The following is a 19,729-nucleotide window of genomic DNA, read 5'->3' as shown; positions in this document are numbered from 1 at the left end:
ATGGACTCCTTTGCAAATCGTGGAACGAACTCAACTCCCCGCTCAGCTTTGACGCGAGCGGAATTCCTCGTAGAGAGCGTCGAGACGCTCTAATACGAAACCTGCGAAATCGGGTTCCGCTTTTTCGTCAAAGCGCACGACGGTCGTCTTTTTGTCACGGCTGATGCGCGCGAGCGGGGTGCCAGCCGAGTTTTTCCAGATCCGCGTGGACGAGCGCGCGAACTCTCTCTCGCTGGCCGCACTGAGCGCTCGGATGAACCTCGCGTCGGAGTCGCGAGTCACGTCGGGATCTGCGAGCACGAGCTCAACACGGCGAAGCGCATCCTCACTCTGCAGTAGATCGGCCAACTGCAGCCATCGGCGACGCCCCGCCTTTGGCGCCGAACCAATGGCCTTGGCCAAATCCTCGGGGACCGAGCGCGCCACGGAGATCATTTTCGAAAGTTCGGTCTTGTCGGTCGACAAGGCGGCCATGATGACTGGTCTGTCGTAACCGCTATCCTCCAGAGTTTTAGCGAAAATCGCCCTCTCGATGAAAGAGAGATCACTCCGAACGGAATTCTCGATCCCCTGGGCAAGAACGAGTTGTTGGTCGTCCAGGCTGCGAACGACGGCTTTGACCTTCAGACCGAGTTCGCGCGCCGCCGCTATTCTTCGATGCCCATATGCCGCCTGATATCGGCCGCCCTGTCCTGGGTGCGGTCGCACTAATATTGGGACTTCTTGCCCGTGGCCGCGCATCGATTCTTTTAGCGCGGCGAACGCGGGATCATCGGCCGCGGGGAAACGATCTCGAATGAACGAAACATCCACGAGCTGCGGGTCGAGATCGACCACAGAGGCTCCAGTCGCCAGCGCTTCTTGGAGAACCCGGGACTCCTCTTCGATCTTATCGAGCGTGAGGCTCATCGTGCGTACGGGCCCAGCCAGAACGCGGTCTCGACCCTGCGCTTCGGCCTTTGTCACCGGGTTGGCCGCGGCCAACTGTTCTTCGAAAATTGACTTGAGCACATTGCGGCGGGTCATGTGATCCTTCCCCAAGCGCGGAGAATGAGGCCAAGAATTTCACTGTTGACCGCCTCGAGAGATTCGAGCGCGCGGTCATAGGTGGCGCGGCCAACGGCACCTCGATCAAGTTCGTAGAGAGACTGCTTTGTCAGTCCTGCGTCGGCGATCGCTGTCGATTTCCAAACCGTTGCGGCCAAGACCTCATCGCCGAACAGTCCGCGAAGTAAGGCCACGACCTGCGACTGAGGTCCGTCGTGCGGTTCGTGTCTCGTAATCACATAACGAATGAAGTCATGTCGAAGATCGCCCCCCGCCTTGCGAACCACCGCCATCAAATCCGAGGCCATGAGAAGGAATTGGGACATGGAAGCCACGTCCACCATCTGCGGATGAATTGTGATCAAAAGGGCAGTGGCGGCGCATAAAGCTCCAAGGGTGAGGTAGCCCAACTGCGGCGGACAATCGACGACCACAACGTCATAGTCGGTCTCAATCTCCGCAAGCGCGCGTCCCAGTCTCTGGAAAAACATGCCTCCGGCCGGATGCTGGCCTAAGGACAGCGCTTGCGGAGTCTCATGCTCGAACTCCATGAGTTCGAGATTGCCAGGTATCAAATCGAGGCCGTCGAAGTAGGTCTTGAGGATGCAGTCGCGTATCGGCCGACGCTGGTCGTCGTATCTAATTGCACCGTAAATTGTGTCGCCTTCTTTCAGGTCGAACTCCGGCTGGAGACCGAGCATCGTCGACAGGGACGCTTGCGGATCGAGGTCGACGGCCAAAACGCGAAAGCCCGACAATGCAAGATACTGCGCCAAATACAGACATGTCGTCGTCTTTGCGGAACCGCCCTTGAAGTTTGTACAGGCGATCGTCTGCATCTTCTCGCCGGGGCGCCGCCGTGGCAAAACCACCTGAGCCTCCCGTGGCTTCGCCGAGGCGATATGGCGACGGAGTTCGTTGATTTGAACCAAGGTGTAAGAGCGCCGCCCCGACGCGCTGGTTTCGGGGATTGGTCCAATCCCGTCGAGCGAGAGCTGACGCAAATATCCGTCGGAGACGCGCAACAACTTCGCTGCTTCACCCGATGAGAAGGAACGTAGGGACTTGTGGCTGTCCGGTGGAAAGAGGCGAGCTCCGAGAGACTGGAGCTGCTCCGACAGCAGTCTTGCCTGCGCGGAAATACGGACATCCGAAGTCTCCCCTTGAGGAGGGACAATGTTGGAACGGCGAATGTCCGTGTCCACGGCTTCTTTTCTCGATACGGTTAGAGGCGTCAAATCAGATTTCTTCCGTATCAAAAAGCCACGATTCGGCCAGGAGAGCAATAAATTTATCGTAAATGAAAATTAACGGACTTCGTCGGGCTTTCTACGCCAGGACCGCACGTTGAGTTGGCCGCGGCCAACCGCGCCACCACTCTTAAGCAGCTACAGGCCTTTACGGGCTTTCATTGCTAGCCCCTTGAAATATGAATTCCGTCTTCTGTGGCAAAATGGTCGATGCGGTGGCGGACGGGAGATCTCTTTACCCGGGGCGTGACGCCGCTTCGAATTCTCGCGGGGCTACGATAAGTGCGCCGGAAACAAAGAATCGATGAGACGCCGACTTCAGGCGATTAGAGGAGCCGAAGCCCCTCTGTTTCGACTGCACAGAGGCAGCGACGGAGCGGATGATCACCTCGATGAGCGCCATGGCGGCCCGCTTTTCCGCGGCGGACAGATCCGTCTTTTCGTTCTTCGGATAGACCCGCAGCGCATAGAGCGGGATCGCATCGTCGAGAAAATAATAGCCCCCCGCGCGCCGCCACGCTCAGAGTCTTCACCTGAAGGTGCAAGCGGCTGCTTTCGAATTGGGAGGGCGTAGCGCCGGACACTTCCGCCGGGACCGGAACCGACTTCGGACTGAAGGGAAGGGGCGTCGCTGGCCGATTTCAGTTTCGCAGGCGTCGTCGGAAGAGAACCCACATTCCCGGGGTTCGCCTTACGCTCCGCCGGAACCCGCGCAGCTTTGATCCGGTCGCGAAGAAACGCGCGACCGATTTGCGCGAGAAGTCGCAATGAGGGGCATGCAAGCCTCTTCGGACTGGCTATTCTACGATTTCTGTCTCGACGATCACGTTCCTGCCGAGCATCAATTGCGCTGCATCGACCCGCATCACGATCTCGTCTCCGTTCGCGACGTCCACAAGAGCTTCTTCGGCGTCCCTGAACTGGCTCGGCCCGCTCGATCGCGCAAAATGGGGGCGATTTCATCCATGAACGGATGATGGAGCCCGACCGCGCAGAATTCATCGAACTCCATGAGAATTGTCTCCTCCCACGTCGGCGCCATGAAGGCGAGACTTCCGATATCCTCATTGCGCAGTTCGCCACGCCACTTCAAATAGAGCTGCCGCGCTTCGTCAGTCCTCCCTGCAAACATGAGTATATGCGCCTGGGCGATGTCGCGTCGCTTTCGATCCGTCTCGAAAGGCGCACGATCCGCGACACGAATACCTTCGGACAGGTCTCTGGCGGCCGCAGGCCTGTCTCCGCTCGCAAACCGGGCCAAAGCTCGCAAACGATAGGCGTCGAGATCGGCAGGACACTGCTCGATGACCGCTGTGAAATCGGCAATGGCTCTGATGAGATCGCCTTTAGCGCTCCAAGTACGGCCGCGGTGGCGAGAGGCCTCCACCTCCCCAGGTTCCCGCGCGAGAGTCTCGGTGAAGTCGGCGATGGCGAGATCAAGGAAACCCGCCAAAAAATAAGCGCCGCCCCGCCGCAAGAAGCTTTGGGCCACCAAATGGGGATCGGCTTTTCCGCCGAGCTCGATCGCTTTGCTGTAATCGGCGATTGCCGCTTGATATTGCGCGCTTCCGAAACGCAAGCATCCACGATTCATATGATACCCAACGAGCAGATCGTGCCAAAAAACGCGATCGTTATCGCGCGCGACTGCGACGCTCAAATCGGCGATGGCGAGGTCGAAGTCCTCCTCTCTTCGCGATTGCATCCATCTGGCGTGATAGGTCTCGGCGCGATCGACGTAGAGATCCGGCGTCTCCGCTTCCGAACATAGACTGAGCAACTTGGTGAAGTCGGCAATGGAAGCGTCGAAGCGTTCTGCCGATCGATGGGCGCGGGCGCGCCACAGATAGGCCGCGGGTTCGTGCGGGGCGAGCGAGATGGCGTGATCGAGGTCCGCAATGGCGCGGTTCGAATAGAGGCGCTTTTTCGCTGGCTTACTGTTCTGTCGATCCGCTCGGCGCGCCAACGTCTCGCCGCGCGCTACATAAGCATCGACACGTGTCGGGTCGATTCGAAGACATTCGGTGAAATCTGCTATTGCATTGTCATATCGCGTATTTTGGAGCCAGCAGCACCCTCGTAAAAAGTGGGCCTCGTCGGAACCGGGATCGAGCGTGAGCGCCCTCGTGAAAGCGGCGATGGCGGCGTCGCGCTTGTTCAGCCCGCGCAACATTTCCCCTCGTTCGAGAATCGCCTGCTTGTCGTCGGGGTCGATCTCGAGCACCCTATCGAGGTCGGCGATGGCGCGACGCACATCGCCCATTCGCCAGTAGAAACGCGATCGAAACGAAGGCCAAGCAGCGTTTTCGGGATCCACCTCGATGGCGCTAGTCAGATCGGCGATCGCGCGATCGTGATCGCCGAGGTCGAACTGGAGCTGTCCTCGCATCGCGTATGCGTAAGCGTTGCGGGGTTCGAAAGCGATCGCCTTAGCGAGCTTGTCCAGCGCGTTTGGTACATCACCCCGGGCAAGCGCCGCGACGGCCTGCTCGGTCGCGCCGCCGGACAGACGAGTAAGAATCGGAGTGTTCGTACCGGCCATCGCTATCTTTTCATCCCCGATTCCTTAGTCCGAAATGGAGAGCGCCGCGAGCTACGAGAGAGCCTTCTCGAAACGAAGTTATGAATCTTCTGTGGCGACCGTTCGCGCCAATCGCGATAATGGCATTGATAGAACCGGGCTCCATCCTAGTCGAGCCCCTTGATCCGATCCCCGGCGAGAGCCGCAGGAGATTGGACGGCTAAACCGTTTGGACGGCTAGTAACAATCAACTTCGGAGCGAGGCGGTTCGTTCGCGCGCTTCATGATAGCGCGGATCATTGGCGGTTGCGGAAGAGTAGGAAGACGCAAGCTTTGTCGCAGCAAGGCGGCCTCCGGCGAAATCGAGCCCGCGAGGCCCCGCAAAACTTAAGTGCCTTCAGGGCAAAACGGACCTCTTTTGCCTCTCGTCACCGCCCGTGGCGGACGGTTCGGGAAGATGCGCCCTCCACGTCACCAACGCGGCCTGTCCGGCGTCTGAGAGCGCATAGATGCCGCGCTCGACCCGGATGAACCAGCCGTAGACGTTGCGAAGCAAAATCTTCGGCGCGTCCGGAATGGCCTCCTTCAGATCGCGTGGGCGGGCCGGCGCGTGCGCCATTGCCCGGGCGCATTGCAGCGCCTGCTGTCTATAGGCGGTCATGATGGGACGTCGCGTGCCGCCCCCAGTCGCCGGATCTCCCCTGCGCCGCTGGTGCTCATCGAGGATCCGAGAGCGGCGTTTTGCGTTGTGCCTCGGCCGCCAGGCAACCGGCTCGACCAAGACCTCCACCCTACCGGAACTGAGCACGCTGAGCAGCCCGAAGCCGAGCATTCGACAGAGCCTCTTCACCCGGGGGTCGGACTCGCGTCCGCGTCCGCGCGTCGATGCACGGACGGCGAGCCAAACCTCGTCGCAAGCCGTGGATCGATCCACGGCTTGGAGAACAAGATCGAGCGTGAAGCTCAGCTTCAACTCGCAGATCACGAGCGCGATCGGCGCGCCGCGATCCACCGCCACGATGTCGCAGCCGCATATCTCTCCTTTCGCCTCGAACCCCAACCCTTCGAGGAAGCGTTTGACCGGGAGATAAAGGCTCGTCTCCAACGTTCGACCTCGATGCGCGCCGCGAGCCTGCGCTCGACGACGAATCGGTAATTCGTGAGGATAATAGCTGCGCCCGCTTTTTGCGGCACGCAGGGAGCCGAGTTGGCGCAGTTGCTTGATGCTATCATATGTCATATATTGATAGCATCACTATCCCCCGAAACAGAAACGCCATCATGCCTGCTGTCACCATCCGCAACCTCTCCGAAGAGACGCATCGCGCGCTGAAGGTCCGTGCGGCGCAGCACGGCCGCAGCACGGAAGCGGAGATACGCGACATCCTGGAGGACGCCGTGCGCCCGGCCAATCGTCTCCGCCTTGGCAGCGCGCTGGCGGAAATGAGCCGGAAGATCGGCCTGACCAACGCCGACGTCGAAGCCCTCGAACAGGCCCGCGAGCAGAAGCCGGCAGAGCCGCTGCGCTTCGAATGATCCTGCTCGATACCAATGTCGTCTCCGAGGCGATGAAGCCCGAACCGGCCCCGGCGGTCCGTCGATGGCTCGATGAACAGGCGGCGGAAACGCTCTATCTCTCGAGCGTCACGATCGCTGAGCTGATGTTCGGCGTCGGCGCGCTTCCCAAGGGCAAGCGCAAGGACAGGTTGACCGCCACACTCGAAGGCGTGCTGGAGCTGTTCGCGGACCGCATCCTCCCGTTCGATACGAATGCGGCGCGTCGCTATTCCGATCTGGCGGTGATGGCGCGCGCTGCCGGAAAGGGGTTCCCCACCCCGGACGGCTATATCGCCGCCATAGCCGCATCGCATGATTTCGTCGTTGCATCCCGCGACGGCAGCGCATTCACGGCCGCCGGCCTAACCCTGATCGACCCCTGGGCCGCCGGCGCCTGAGCAACAGCACGAACATCGCGTGGTGATCGCGCGCCTGCTCGGCGGAGCGATCCCCGCTTCCTGTCGATGACAACATCGACGTCACGAAGCTACCCGTGATCACCTTGCATATGGCCCATCGGTCCGCCTCGACCGGGCCTCGTCCCGATAGTCCCGCGCGGCGGACTTCTCGCCCGTCTGCCAGCCACGCCGAGACGGCACTCGAGCCGACTGCGTACCAATCTCATTGTAACGAAGGCATCATATCGCCGATGTTCAAATTTCAATTGCGATCAACCCGTGCGGCTTTGATCCGGTCACGCAGAAATGCGAGGCGGCGCTTTGCGTTCGTCGCTTCCTGCTCGGTGACGAATTGCGTCACCGAGCCGTCCAGATCGACGCGCGGCGCCCCGGGAATCATCCCGCGCAAATAATCGAGGCCGGTCACATAGACCCAGAGAGCCGGGTTTGCTCGATCGCTACTCTTGATGATCGAGCGCGCAGGGCGCGCCGGTCCCCGCCGCAATCGCGCGGCGCCGCGAGGGTCACGAGCCGACGGCCGCGCGAGAGTTTCGCCCGAATTCGTCGTGCATTGCAAGACCGTCTCGTGATCGCGAAGTTTCGATTCAGATACGCGTACCTCCATGTTCGGCTCGGGACGTCTTCCGACACGAGGAGGTCCCATGTCCGCAGTCATATTTCGTCCAACCCATCACGGCGAAACATCCCGTCAAAACGTGACCAGGTTCGCCGTCGCTCTTTTGCTGGCGTTCGCGGTCCCCGCCTTCGCCGGCGATCCTGTTCCCGTTACCGAGAGAGGTCTTCCGCAAACAGTGCATCCGACCTACCAGGAGAAAGGTGCGCCAAATTTCTCCTATCCGACCGGCTCGACTGATGTCGGCCCCGGGGGAGGGAATAATCCCGGCGCCGGCAACATCGACTACACTGCTTGCACCGGCTGCGATCCGCTGCAAACAATGAACGCTCAATCTTGGGGCGGCCAGGCGTGCGACGCCGCGACGACGGTGGGCGTAAGCTGCGCGTCGCTCGCAGCCACATGTGTGATGGAATCTAACTGCAGAAACGTCCAGGGAGCGGGTACAGTCTCGGGCGCGTTTCAAATGACCAATGCGACTTATACGGAGACGATCAATCAAGCTGCGGCCGACAATCCGAATGCCGGAATCGACACGAGCCTCGCCGGCAAAAGCGATCCCGCCAATCAAGCCTGGGGCGCAGCGCAATACGAATACAACGGCGCCACATATCTCCAAGAGAACGGTGTCGACAATCCCACGTTCACAGACGTGAGAGGCTACTACCAGTTTGGGCCGCGTCCTTCAGCCACTTTAGCCAAGGCCAACAACAGCGACAATCTCGAAGCCATCGTTCAATTGTCGCCGCAGGCGATGTCCGCGAACGGCATCACCCCGACGACGACGGTTGGCGATTGGCGACAATCCATCGCCAACAGAGTCGGTTCCACGGCCGGACAGCCCGTGTTGAATTAGTCGCATTGCGCAAAGGAGAAAGCATCATGACACCAATGTTTAATTCGATCCTCGGCGTGAGTCTCCTCGTGCTCCAGACCGGGGGAGCCGGGGACCTTACGCCGGTGAGGCCGATCGAGGGATACAAATGCTTCAGGGTCAATGTCCCGGAGGAAAAGAGATTCGATCCCAAGGCGTCGCCCCCCGTGTTCGAAGCGCCAACGGAAGCATCCAGGCAGATCGGACGCAACGGTGAAGCTGTGTTCGCGAAGTGGCCGTTCAACGAGGTCGATGGCTTCGTCGAGATCATCTGGGGAGATCACGGGATAAAGGCTTGGATACACAAAACAGCTTTACGGCCCTGGCGCACGAAGCTGAGCCCGCCTGGACCGGCATCCGAGTGCATTCCCACGCTTATGTCGAACGGGATGATCGGAATCGGCAACGCCATCCCGTATAAGCATCAGTAGCAGTCCGCCCGAGCTGCGTTGATTGATTACTCGGCGAATTCTGAACCGCGCCATCGCCCTGACGTGCTGTCGTGGCGATGGCGTCTCCAGACCACCGACGGCGAGCTCGAGGCCCCGCCGGCGCGGCAGCGCCGTCGCGGCGCAGTCGAGCAAAACGCGCCCCACCGCATCACCGCCCACCCAATCAATTTTCCACGCAGTGATTTCGATCACCCGCCGGCTTCGCGACGTGCGGATCTCGTCGCTCTGCGCCGCAGCAGGGTCATGAGCACCGGCCCGACAGAGAATTCGCCTTGCTCGGCCTTCGCCGTGATGACGCGCAGATAGCCGCCGGCGCTTTTGATTTCCTCGCCACGCTGCAGAATCGCCGCGACAACGATCGATGCGTCGCGTTCGCCCAGGACGTCCAGCGCGAGCGCCCAGGCGTCGGGCGAGACGCCCAGCGCGGGTCTCACGATCGCGGCGGCGGCACGAAAGTCGGCCCAATCGACGATAGCCCCTCCCTTGGCGTAATCGACGATATCGGGGCAGGCGGCGAGCGTCATTGGGAGCGAATAGACGCGTGGCGCCGCGCGCTTCTCTCCGGCCGCCCGGCCGTGGACGAGGGACGGATCACTGCGCTCGGCTCTCGCGGCGCCGGGATCTGAACCGCTTGGCTCGGTCCTTTCGAGCCTGCCCTCTCGAAGGCCGAGGTCAATATCATTGAGGTCTGTGATTTGATTCTGTAGGTGGCGTTCATTCGGGGCGTCATTGGCGCTCATATTTCCTTCTTTTGCACGCGTTTCCAACAGCGTGGCGATTTCCTCGGCGAGCACGGCGAGCTCGTCAGCTAGGGCATCGAGACCGGCTCTCGGCAGAGACCGCGCGTAGCGCCCGGCAACTGACAGATATTGCCGGCGCCAGCCTTCCCAGTCCGCAGGAATGGCCTCCTCCAAGCCGGTCGCGATCATTTTGACGATGTCGCGCCGCATCAGGGATATCCGTTCGCGCAGGAGCGCGATCGCTCTGTCCTCGGCTCGCGCCTTCTCAGCGAGGCGCTCGATCTCGGCCGCCCGCGCGACGAGCGGAGAGAGATCGAAACCGAAGACCGCTTCGATCTGTCCTTGCCGTCGTCGCACGAAGCGTTTGCCGTTGGGAGAATCGCGTCGGATGATCAGCCCTGCATCGACGAGGCATGTGAGATGGCGGCGCAAGGTCGACGGCGCCATCCCGTGCGCGCGGAGCGAAAGCTCCTTGTTCGAGGGAAAGACGACCAGCGCCGCGCCGACGTTCCTCGGCGCAGCGAGCGCGGTCGCCGGGTGGAAACTCAACAGAGCTTGTAGGACTGATAGCGCGCGGTCGGTGGTTCCGAGCAGGCTCTTGGCTTCGGTGAGGGAGCGAAACAGCCGCCATTTGTGGACGACGGCGTCTGTTTCGCTGGCCTGTCCCGCAAAATCACTGGTTGCAATCTGGGTCGCCACCATGGCGAGCGACAGCGGTCGCCGCCCGAACGGCGTCGTTAAATGTGTTTGCACGATCCATTGCCTTTTCTCGTTTAGGCAAAAGAAATCCGCTCGCCGAAACGGCGCCGACTCTTGACAGCGATTGTTGGAAGTGGTCCTCTGATCTTGCTAATGGATCGGCTGAGGGCTTCCGGAGCGGCGACGTTTCGGAGGCCTATTCTTTTGCGTGATGAAACTCCCGATCGTTGGTTTGAGAACGGTTCGGCCGCATGCGCCGTCGACGGACGCGGCGAATTCAATGCAGTGAAATTCGAACGCTATCGCTCAGTCTCCTTTGTTCGATGATGTGTTCGCGATCCTCGGGTCGTCACCGCCGACGCAGGCGTCATGCCCCGTCCGGAGCGCAAACGATTCATGCGCATCGTTCCGAGGCCTCACCCGGCGTCCGCGTAAGCGCTGGGACAATGACGCTCTACGGGAGATGCGCTTTCAGCTCCTCGTAGGCGCCCTCGAACGGCGAGAAATCTTCATTGATATGCTCAGCGCCCGGTAGCGCGATCGCACGCTTCAAATCCGAGTCGAACTCGTCGATCTCATATCCGTCGAAACGCTCCTCTGCGATCGCCTGGAGGACGAGCGGCCGAAGCTCAGACAAACCGAGATGCGCCGCGAGCGTCGCCCAGCCGAGCCAGACAAAGGGGTAATCATCTAGCTGCTCGTAGATGTCGATCAGGAAATTGGCGACGACTTCTCGATCGATCTTCTCTTGGTACGCGAGCATCGCAATCGCGTTGACGAGGATATTGTAGCGCGCGATTCTGTGGGCCTTCGGATCGCGCACGGCGTCGAACAGAGGTTCGGGATCTCCGTCGAACACGGCGGCGATGACGCGGTGGCCGATTTCGTCGAACGCGGCTTCGAATTCCACATGATCGGTGAATTCGGGACAGCGGATCAAGCGGGCGATCGGTCGATAGGCGCTCTTATCGCCCCATTCACCGAGAACGAAAAAGATGAGCAGCACAGGAGTGGGGTTGTCAGAGCGCTCTTTCGCAGATGCAGAAAGATATTTCTCGATCTCGATCAGAAAGCGAGGAAGCATCTCGTCGCGTCGGCGCGAAGCTTCTTTGAGAGCGCCTTTCGGTAGGCGCCCGTCGGTAAGATGGCGTCGAGTGAGTGATCGCAAAATCTTTTCGGGAGACATGGCGGGAGATGTCATGAATGCTCCTTATGAACGAGGACGCGCCAGACACGATAGCGTCTCCATCCGAGTCGTCTTGTATCGGAAGCGTTCGTCGTGAATCGATGCGGGCCGATTTTGACGCGGCTCTGCGCGAATGTTGCAGAACAGCGGCGCGCCAATGCCAATGTGGAACATTTTGGTGCGACGAAATGACTCACTCGACACGATCGGGATTTTCGGCGCGCTCGGCCGGCGAATAGCGGCAAGGCATGAGTCGTAAGAGAAGGTTACAGCGGAAACATGAGCGTGGTGACGGCCCCCGTTGCGGAAACTCGCGGGGGATTGCGTAGGGGCAAGCTTGCTGTATTCTCGAGATCGAGATCTGTGACGATGGCGGCGCGCGGTTTCCAACCCTCATTTTTGTGCGCCTCACATTCGATGCAGCGACGATGAAAGCGGCGCGCATTGTGCGTCACGCAATATAATTACATGCGAGCAAGGGGCCGCGAAATGACCGCATCATTGCCGCGTCGCAAGCAGCCGCGCGTTACGATTGCCGTGCAAGAGCCGACCGATTTGCCGGAAGACGAGCAGCAGGCCCTCATTCAAGGGGGGCTGCTTCGAGAATGTGACGAAACGGTGTTCCGATTGATGAAGATCTCTCGTCAAAGGGCCTCTAGCCGGGCGTCGAAAAGGCGAAAGCTGCGCGACCAACGAAGTGACGTCGACGATATTCGAGATATCGAGCATTTGATTGAACAGATCGTGGCGACCGTCCCAGAGAACGAGGACGAGGTGATGTGCAAAGCGGCGGTCTATCGAGAATACGCGAACTTCAGTGCCAGGCAGTCGGATTTGTTGGCAATCATGGTGCAAGAGACTAGCCGCGAGCTGGAGCGACGTCTCCTGGGACTAAAGAAGCATCCGACCAGTGAGAACTGAATTTTCGTGGCTCCTATTCGCGCACGAGTCTTTTAGCGTCCGGTGGTCGAAAGGAGACCACCATGAAATCGCATTCGCTTACGATCGCCGCGATATTCGCCGCGACGCTTGCCCTGGGCGAACCAGGGATATCATGGGCCGGAACGGAGAATGACGCGGGTGGGTCAGGAGGCCCGCCCGTGTCCGAATTGCTGAAGAGCGCCACGAGCGTGGCTCTCGGCGCGGCGAAGCTTTCTCCCCTTGCAGCGGAACTCGTCGAGCAGACGCCGGCGCTCAATCACCTCTTGAGAGCCGGCGCGCAACTGTTCGATGCGGGGGGAGCGCATGGCCTGCGCGCGGTCGTCGCGCGGCAGGGCGAAGAGTTCATGATCTTGCAGGTCACGCCGGACGGCGAGGCGATCGTCGCGGGCGTGCAGACCGATTTGTCGCTCGATCTGCTGCTGACGATTGCCGGACGAGGCGAGCCACGGGTAACGGAGCTCGGCACGAGCCACGGGATGCGTGGGCTATTCGTGCGCAACGGGCGCCAGTTCCAGGTGTTCTACGTCACGCCGGATAGCGAGCGGGTGATCCCGGGCGTGATGTGGGACGCGAGCGGAAAAAACATCACGCGCGAACAAGTCGCGCCGCTGCCCGGGGTGGCGCCGACCGTGACGATCGGCGGCGAGAAGGAGACTGCAGCCGTAAGCAGCGCTGGCCGCAGCAAGACCATCTCGGCATTGGAGGCGGCCCGTAGCGCGACCTTCGGCACGACCGGCTCCGAAGCTGCGCCACGGATCTACGTCTTCATCGATCCGTTGTGCGGATATTCCGTCCGCGCTCTGCAGCAGTTGCAGCCGTTAGTTGCGGCCGGGAAAGTGCTGGTCGCGATCATACCCGTGTCGGTGCTGGACTACGAGGATGAAGGCCGAAGCACGAAGAGCGCATTGGCGATGTTGAGCAAGCCCGCCGATCAAATGGCGACGGCCTGGTCGCGTGGAGACTTGAACGGGCCGGCGTCGAATGAGACGGAAGAGCTGCTTCGCCGAAACATGGCGATCGCCGAAGCGATCGGGCTGCGCGGGACGCCGACGGTGATCTGGCGCAAGCAGGATGGCTCCGAGGGGCGCGTCGACGGGCTGCCGGAGGATTGGAATGCGGTGATCACATCCATCGGGAGTGAGAACCATGCGGCGCGATAGATGGAAGCCGAAGCGATTGGCGATACCAAAACGAATCTCGCTGCTGCACCGAGCGTGGAGCGGGGTGAAGTGGATCGTCTCCATACCGGGACGTGCGTTCCCGAAGGACGAAGTGACCGAAGGGGGCCGCATCTTGTCGGGATTGCTCGCGGGGGTTCGTCGTGGTGTGCGCCGCGATGCGCGGTTCAGAGTCGATGAAGATCGCCACTTTGATCTCGAGGCGACGGCGTTTCTGCACGGAATGAAAGTCTGGCAGGTCGAGAGCCTCTTGCAACGACGTCGCCGGCAAACCGCGCTCTCGGCCTATATCTTTTTCGGCGCGGGTTGGACGCTGTTCATCTACTGGCTGTTCGAAATCGCGATCACGCCGTGGGCGTCATGGAGCATTGCGCCTGTGCTGGAATTCGCGCCGTTCTGCTTGTTTCTCTTTCTGACGGCGTTCCAAAGCGGACTACAAAATTATCAGCTCAGAACACGGCGGGTGGCGACGGCGTGGGAATATCTCACCACCTCTGAGCGATTTTGGCCCAGCTAAAACCGCGTTCGCATCAGCAACTCGACGCCGCCGAAGTCGCCGGCGGCGTCGCTGACCGCGCTGAGAAACGCAAGGAGCGCCATAAGTTCCGGATCGATCTCCAGCATGACGAAAAAGGCTCGGGCGATGCGCAAAAATTATCCGCGCATCGCCCAACGTATTTCGGCTGCAGGCGAGCGAGGCCGGCTCTCCCGCGCGACTTGAACCGACCAAAGCCGACGATCGCGCGCGGCACCCGGTCAGAACGTGCCGGGAGGAGCGTTGCGGGAGCCCCCCGCCGCGCCGGTCGCCCAAGGCGCCGATTCGTAGTTGGGCCGCGTAGCCTGGGTGGAGGGTTCCGCCGGCTTGACCGCGGTTCCGTTCCTATCGATCACCGGCGGCCGCCATATGGCGTTGGCTTCGCCATAGGCGGCGTAGGGGTCGTAGAATGGATGCCGGACGGTGGGGGCGGGAGGTGCGTCGTAATCGGCCTGGGCGTGGACATTTCCCGAGGAACACGCCGCGAGCGGGAGGGCGAGGCAAATCAGAGGAAGGAAGAGATGTCGCATGATGGTCTCCTTTCGGAAGTCCAATCATGCGACGATGCTGCGCGAATATCGCCGCGCTATCTGAATTGGATCACGTCTTGAGTGCTCGCCACAGAGCGGCGACTCGCGGCCCCAGAGCGTCGGGACGGCACAGGATCTCGCCCTTCGACCACGCATCGATCATTTGATAGACGATAGACTTGAGCTCGGCATATTCCGGGCGCACAGCTTTGCCCTGTTCGGCGGCTTTCAGCAAAGTCCAAAGAGATCGTTCCATTCCTCTTCTGAAATCCTGCGTCTTCAACAGCTTCCTGCGGTGCTCGTCGCCATGGCGCTCTGAGATCGCCAGGGACTCGCGCAGGGTTTCGACCTCTACAGCGAGCTGAGCATTGCGCTTCCGCTCATTGTTGAGGACGTCCATCCAGGCGTTGAAATCTTTAATATGGATCGACCGCAAGCCGGCGCGATACTCCGCGTCCTGCTGGGCGTTAAACTCGCGTTCCGCGGTCTCACGGCCATTCTGATAGCCGTTGTCATCTCCTCGCTGGTAGCCAACGGCTTTGCCTCGCGAATACCCGCTCGATCGACCGACCTCATACCAGAGGAGGGAGTTTCCGGATCCAGGCTCGTCATCGTCGGACATGCTAGGCCTCCTTATTATGATCTCCGACGTCCGTTTGGGCGCTCAAGGTCGAGTCGACACTTCCCGTGCTCTTCGAGTCGCCACCACTGGGGCCGGTTATTCCCTTCCGCGGCGCGGCGATAGAACGAGTGGCCGAGGACTTTACACCATCGCCACCTTTTTGTCTTTGCGAACCGGAAAGCTGACCACGAGCGTATTCTTCGATCGTTTCGACGGTTCCTCGCGCTCCCGTCCATGCGGCCGCCTTGCTGAATTCATCCATGTCGACACGGTTCGCCGGCGAGAAGCCGAGCATCTTGGGCACATGATGCGGAATGAGCGAGATCAGTGCGAAGGATTTTATCGCGACCACGATATGCAGCAAAACGAAAATCGCCAGGAGCACCACGAGCCCGATCAGATTAGTCACGAACCAGCCCTTTTCGAGAACAAAATGCACGGCGACCCCAAAGCTTATCCGGATGAGCCAAGACACCGACGAGAACACGAAATAGCCGGCGAAGAGACCGAGGAGCATGAGGACCGGCCGGAAGAGCACGTTGAAGAGCAGCTCATAGACCTGGATGGCGCGACCATGCAGGCCCTCGCCTTCGAACGTCATATGCGCGACCATCATGAGCGGAACGGCGATCACCGCTTCGATCACGAGGATCAGATAGCCGGTCACGCCGGCGATCCACATCACCCAGGGGATCATCGGAAGCACATAGGCGATCATGATGCCTGGGATGAGAAGCGCCAGGAGCCCGAAGAACAGGGGCGTCAACAGCGCTTTGAAGACATCGGAGAGCGTGGCGAGACCGGCGGCGGCGGCGGCCCCCGCGAAATTGCCTGTGAGCAGCGAGAAGGCGGCAGCTCCCGTCTGAACGGTCCCGGATGACGCTGCGATCGCCAGCCCGTAAGCGGCCAGCGCCGCCGTCATGAGATATTGCCCGAGCGTGATGAGAGAGCCGAATGGGTCGGACCATTGGTTCGATGTCGGAGAGATGCTGTTGGCGATGTAGTTCAACAAAGGCTCGTTGAGATTGATCGAACGAAACACCCTCTCAATCCAAGAGCCGCCTTCGCGAGCGGCGGCCGTGCCGAATGTGTCGGCGTTGCCGGTCGGAGGGTTGGCGCCGTCGGCGGTGTTCACATAGGTGCGCAGCTGCGCAAGGAAATTGTCGCTGGCTTGGATCAGCGGGGCGAGATCGGTTTTGAGCGCATTGCTCCAGCCGCTGTAGCTCGGACCATTGACGATCGGCAGATCGTTGAGCAGCGACAACGTCCTGCCGTTCAGCTGAGCGAAGGTCAGATAATAGGACCCGGCCGAAGCCCATCCGAGCGTCGACAGATCGGTCGTCGTGTTGTTGATGAGGCCGAGCTTGCCCGCACGCGCGTCCTGGGGCTTGATGGCGTTCTGTAGCTGCTTCTGCATGTCGCTGGCCGCGGCGGTGAGTTGCTGTGTGTAATCTCGGGTCGCGTTCTGATAGGCGGCGAGCAGCGGTGTGAGCGCCGAGGTCTGCTTCGTCTGCCAATAGCTCTTCGCGACGCTCTCGGCGACGGGACGAATATCCGATGTGATGACGTTCTGGAGAATTTCCTTCTGCTTGGCCGTCATATCCGTGTTGACGCCGGCGATCGGCTGCTGCGCGCCGGACGGCTGGTTGACCGTGATCGTGCCGCAGCTCGGCGAGCCGGTCTGATTGCCGGGGGACAGTGAATAGGCCCAGGTGGTCGAGCCGGAGACGAGCGTCGGCGTGGGGGCGGGCGCGATCTGCGGATTCGCGGTCGCCTCATTGACGAAGGCCCGGCAGAGCTCGTTCTCCATGACGCCGAGCACGATGTTTTTCGTGCCGGGAATGATCGGCGTAGCGATAACCATCGCATCCGGTCCCATAGCCTTGATCGCGAATTTAAAGAGCGATCCCGCCATGCCGATGCCCCACATGGACGTCTGGACGACGGCGGCCTGGCCGATGGAGAAGCCGGACGTAATCGGAAACATCATGATGGCGGCGAAGCCGATCCTCACGACGAACATGGAAGTCATCGCATTGGTGAGAAGATTGCTGGTCTCGGCCGTGCGATAGATATTCCAGATGGTCAGGTAGCACACATAGAACATGCCGAGAGCCATGGAGAAGCCGGTGAAGCGCCCGAGCAGCTCCCCGATGACAGTGGCGGCCGAGCCGGTGCATGTCGCGGATTGCGCGCCACCACTGCAGCTGCTTCCGTTGATGGGGAAGACGGCTTTGATCACTTCGGCCGCCCAGTCCTGACCGGGATCGAGGGCGGTCCAGCTGATGTCGTAGTTCGGCGCCGCGGGGGCGGCGGATTGAGCGATCGCCGGCGCGGCGTAAGCCAGGGCGATGAGGGCGATCGATAGAGTGGGAAAGATTCGGCGTGACATGATGTCCTCGCGTGTCGATTGGCCAAAGCGATTTCTGATGAAGAAAAAAAGCCGTCAGGGTCCCGGGCTCGGAGAGGGCCGCGCTTCGGGATCGCGGTGGAACACGGCTTTGATTTTTTCGAGCACTTTTTCGACGATCTCGCGGGCCTTTTCGCCGAGATGCTCCAGCATGCTGCCGTCGCCCTCATGCCTGGGAATCGCGGAAGCGGCCTCGCCGACGGCAGCGTCGAGCTTTTTGAAATGCTCGGTCCAGTTCGAGGCGTTGGGATGGGAGCCTAGCGCCGAAACGATCCGCTCTCTGTCCCCACCGTATTGCCTGAGAGCGTCGGCTGCTCGATCAAAAGCGGCGCCGAAAGCGCTGCTTTCGGAGAGTGCTGTGTCAAGCTCCTCCCGTAGTCCTTCGAACCGTCCTCCGGCCTTCATGCCCTCGATCACAGCACTGATCCCGCCCTTGTTATTGGCGGCAGCGTCCTGAATGCGGTTGAGGATCGCGGCTCCTGGCGCGTCTCGAAGAGCGCCCATCGCGTCGAGGGCCGCGCGACCGGACGTATCGGCGGCGTAAAGCAGCGAGTCGTCACGTTTCGATTGCATGCGCGTCTTCTCGAAGTTTTGCAGGCGCCGTTGGACGTCTTCGGTGTTCGCCTGTTTTTCGCGCGCCGATTGCTCGCGTGGCAGTTGCGCGCCTGGCTGCAATGCCGCTTGTGAGGACGGCGTGGCGGCCTCCAAAATTCGACCGATTGCGCTGGCCGAGCGCCCGACCACCCCGAGCGCCTTTCCGAACACGCCTCCGACGACAAGCTTCTCCTCAACGAATTGCACCTCATGTTTCGTGGTGGGATCAGTCTCGTCCGCGTCCGGCGTTTCCGACGATGCCGGGGTTTTCGGAGCGTTGGGAGGCGTCGCCGGCGAGGCGGGCCGAGTGGCCGAGGCGGCAAGATTGCGGTCGTCATTGGCGGGCGTCGCGGGAGCCGGAGCGCCGCGCGAAGCAGGCGCTGGGCCTTCGGATGAGGGCGATTGCGGGGACTTCGCCTGTGCGTTCGGCGTCTCCTGGGCAGGCTCGGAAGCGGTCGATGCGCGCGCCGTGGATGGAGCCGCAGCGTCGAAGGCCGCGATCTCGATTTTGCTTCGATCCGGGGGCGAGGGGGGGGCATTCGCGGTTTCGTCCGCCGGCTTGTCGCGCAAGGTTACGCTCGGATCTGCCGGCGCAGCTAAAGCCAGTGCATTGCGCGGAGATCCTTCGGCGGTCGCGGGTCGCGTCGACGCTCTCTCGGACTCCGATTTCGGTGCGGCGTCGCTCCGACCACGATCGAAATTCGCTGGCGAGGAGCTGGCGGGCGGATCGTCGAAGGCGTCGATCTCCGCCTGACTCGAAGTGGCGAGCCGAGTTTCGACGGCCGGTTCCGGACCGTTCGGCGGAGAACCGGCAGGCGCGACAGCGGAGACAGGAAGCTGCGGGGTCGGGCGTTCGGTGTCGATCGGCGGATTGGCGATCGACTGCGCGACGGGCTCTCGGCGTGGGGCGTGCACCACCTCGAACGACAGCGCGAATATTTCGGCTTGGACGGCCTTCGTCATCTGGTTCGATTTGGCGGCGATTTCCGCCGCCTTCTCGCGAAGCCGCAGGACGAGATCGGGGTCGTCGAGCGTTTGGGTCTTTTCAAGAAGACTGCGCATCTGCTCGTTTTTGAGCCCAGGGCTCGACGCAGCCAGTTGAGTGAGTTGGTCGCGAAGATCCCTGTCCACGCGCAGCGGTTCGACGCGCTTTTCGGCGTCCTCCAGAGCATAGGCGAGATCGGTTTTGAATTTCGGATCGCGGAGCCGCTCGATCGGATTATCGAGGAACGCGTCGGCCACGCGATCGATCCGAGTGGTGAGCTGCAGATCGTGCGCTTCGATCTGTGGCCGGCGGTCCTCGAGCTGGGCGAGCAGCCCGGCAGTCGCCATATAGTCGCGGGCGCGCGTAAGCTCTTCGCCGATCGCCTTGCGCTCGCGCGGGTTCATAGCGCCGTTCAACTCGGCGCGCAGCTCCTCGACGTGTTGCGCGTTGGGCGCGTTGCCGCGCGGCGCGTCAGAAGCAGAGGTCGGATCGGGCTTGCGGGGAGAATTCTCGGGTTCGGTCGGCATGGGATTTTAGCCTCGTGGAACAGAGAAATGGAGAAGAAATTCGTGTGA

Annotated in this window: 18 protein-coding genes; 7 read left to right on the top strand and 11 right to left on the bottom strand. The window is 61.1% G+C overall.

The annotated features are described in order from the left end of the window. Window positions 1-42: 42 nt before the first annotated feature. From repB to ACT53T_RS16815, 4 genes are all read right to left on the bottom strand, one after another. Entirely contained in the window at window positions 43-1,026 is a 984-nt protein-coding gene (gene repB, locus ACT53T_RS16830) for a plasmid partitioning protein RepB (RefSeq protein ID WP_476162094.1), read from the bottom strand. Continuing rightward, window positions 1,023-2,252, bottom strand: coding sequence for a plasmid partitioning protein RepA (gene repA, locus ACT53T_RS16825; RefSeq protein WP_476162093.1), 1,230 nt, complete (start codon window positions 2,250-2,252; stop codon window positions 1,023-1,025). The genes repB and repA overlap by 4 nt, the downstream gene beginning before the upstream one ends. A gap of 910 nt (window positions 2,253-3,162) precedes the next feature. Continuing rightward, a complete protein-coding gene (locus ACT53T_RS16820) occupies window positions 3,163-4,839 on the bottom strand; it encodes a tetratricopeptide repeat protein (RefSeq protein ID WP_476162092.1) in 1,677 nt (558 codons plus the stop codon). Window positions 4,840-5,215: 376 nt separating this feature from the next. Further along, window positions 5,216-5,923, bottom strand: coding sequence for a DUF2161 domain-containing phosphodiesterase (locus ACT53T_RS16815; RefSeq protein WP_476162091.1), 708 nt, complete (start codon window positions 5,921-5,923; stop codon window positions 5,216-5,218). A gap of 176 nt (window positions 5,924-6,099) precedes the next feature. On the opposite strand from ACT53T_RS16815, the gene ACT53T_RS16810 reads away from it, so the two are divergent. Further along, entirely contained in the window at window positions 6,100-6,354 is a 255-nt protein-coding gene (locus ACT53T_RS16810; protein ID WP_024882307.1) for a FitA-like ribbon-helix-helix domain-containing protein, read from the top strand. Beyond that, window positions 6,351-6,773, top strand: coding sequence for a type II toxin-antitoxin system VapC family toxin (locus ACT53T_RS16805; RefSeq protein ID WP_024882308.1), 423 nt, complete (start codon window positions 6,351-6,353; stop codon window positions 6,771-6,773). The genes ACT53T_RS16810 and ACT53T_RS16805 overlap by 4 nt, the downstream gene beginning before the upstream one ends. Before the next feature lie 262 nt (window positions 6,774-7,035). Here ACT53T_RS16805 and ACT53T_RS16800 read toward each other — a convergent pair whose 3' ends face one another. Beyond that, window positions 7,036-7,398, bottom strand: coding sequence for a ProQ/FINO family protein (locus ACT53T_RS16800; protein WP_476162090.1), 363 nt, complete (start codon window positions 7,396-7,398; stop codon window positions 7,036-7,038). A 37-nt stretch (window positions 7,399-7,435) separates the two neighbouring features. Here ACT53T_RS16800 and ACT53T_RS16795 point away from each other — a divergent pair, with 37 nt between their 5' ends. Both ACT53T_RS16795 and ACT53T_RS16790 read left to right on the top strand, forming a co-directional pair. Then, window positions 7,436-8,263, top strand: coding sequence for a hypothetical protein (locus tag ACT53T_RS16795; protein WP_476162089.1), 828 nt, complete (start codon window positions 7,436-7,438; stop codon window positions 8,261-8,263). Between the two features lie 26 nt (window positions 8,264-8,289). Further along, complete coding sequence (locus ACT53T_RS16790) at window positions 8,290-8,712, top strand: hypothetical protein (protein ID WP_476162088.1); 423 nt, start codon at window positions 8,290-8,292, stop codon at window positions 8,710-8,712. Between the two features lie 209 nt (window positions 8,713-8,921). Here the strand turns inward: ACT53T_RS16790 and repC are convergent, their stop codons facing one another. Both repC and ACT53T_RS16780 read right to left on the bottom strand, forming a co-directional pair. Continuing rightward, window positions 8,922-10,226 (bottom strand): plasmid replication protein RepC, encoded by a 1,305-nt coding sequence (gene repC, locus ACT53T_RS16785; RefSeq protein ID WP_476162087.1) that lies wholly within the window; start codon window positions 10,224-10,226, stop codon window positions 8,922-8,924. Between the two features lie 400 nt (window positions 10,227-10,626). Next, on the bottom strand, window positions 10,627-11,373 hold the full coding sequence (locus ACT53T_RS16780) for a DUF1186 domain-containing protein (RefSeq protein ID WP_476162086.1): 747 nt from the start codon (window positions 11,371-11,373) through the stop codon (window positions 10,627-10,629). A 474-nt stretch (window positions 11,374-11,847) separates the two neighbouring features. Here ACT53T_RS16780 and ACT53T_RS16775 point away from each other — a divergent pair, with 474 nt between their 5' ends. The 3 genes from ACT53T_RS16775 to ACT53T_RS16765 all read left to right on the top strand — a co-directional run bounded on the left by ACT53T_RS16775 (window position 11,848) and on the right by ACT53T_RS16765 (window position 13,995). Continuing rightward, the gene (locus ACT53T_RS16775) at window positions 11,848-12,279 is read left to right on the top strand and encodes a hypothetical protein (protein ID WP_476162085.1); all 432 of its coding nucleotides are present in this window, start codon (window positions 11,848-11,850) and stop codon (window positions 12,277-12,279) included. A gap of 62 nt (window positions 12,280-12,341) precedes the next feature. After that, the gene (locus ACT53T_RS16770) at window positions 12,342-13,460 is read left to right on the top strand and encodes a hypothetical protein (protein WP_476162084.1); all 1,119 of its coding nucleotides are present in this window, start codon (window positions 12,342-12,344) and stop codon (window positions 13,458-13,460) included. Then, a complete protein-coding gene (locus ACT53T_RS16765; protein ID WP_476162083.1) occupies window positions 13,447-13,995 on the top strand; it encodes a hypothetical protein in 549 nt (182 codons plus the stop codon). The genes ACT53T_RS16770 and ACT53T_RS16765 overlap by 14 nt, the downstream gene beginning before the upstream one ends. 239 nt (window positions 13,996-14,234) lie before the next feature. On the opposite strand, the gene ACT53T_RS16760 is transcribed toward ACT53T_RS16765, so the two are convergent. From ACT53T_RS16760 to ACT53T_RS16745, 4 genes are all read right to left on the bottom strand, one after another. Continuing rightward, window positions 14,235-14,543 carry a hypothetical protein gene (locus ACT53T_RS16760; protein ID WP_476162082.1) on the bottom strand — a complete coding sequence of 103 codons (309 nt, stop codon included), beginning with the start codon at window positions 14,541-14,543 and terminating at the stop codon, window positions 14,235-14,237. Between the two features lie 70 nt (window positions 14,544-14,613). Beyond that, a complete protein-coding gene (locus ACT53T_RS16755) occupies window positions 14,614-15,165 on the bottom strand; it encodes a hypothetical protein (RefSeq protein ID WP_476162081.1) in 552 nt (183 codons plus the stop codon). A 1-nt stretch (window position 15,166) separates the two neighbouring features. Further along, window positions 15,167-17,557, bottom strand: coding sequence for a DotA/TraY family protein (locus ACT53T_RS16750; protein ID WP_476162080.1), 2,391 nt, complete (start codon window positions 17,555-17,557; stop codon window positions 15,167-15,169). A gap of 54 nt (window positions 17,558-17,611) precedes the next feature. Then, window positions 17,612-19,681: a hypothetical protein gene (locus ACT53T_RS16745; RefSeq protein WP_476162079.1), complete on the bottom strand. Its 2,070-nt coding sequence runs from the start codon at window positions 19,679-19,681 to the stop codon at window positions 17,612-17,614. Window positions 19,682-19,729: the final 48 nt, after the last annotated feature.

It is taken from the genome of Methylosinus sp. DMC45 (genome assembly GCF_056313885.1).
This window is presented reverse-complemented; position numbering and strand designations above follow the sequence as displayed.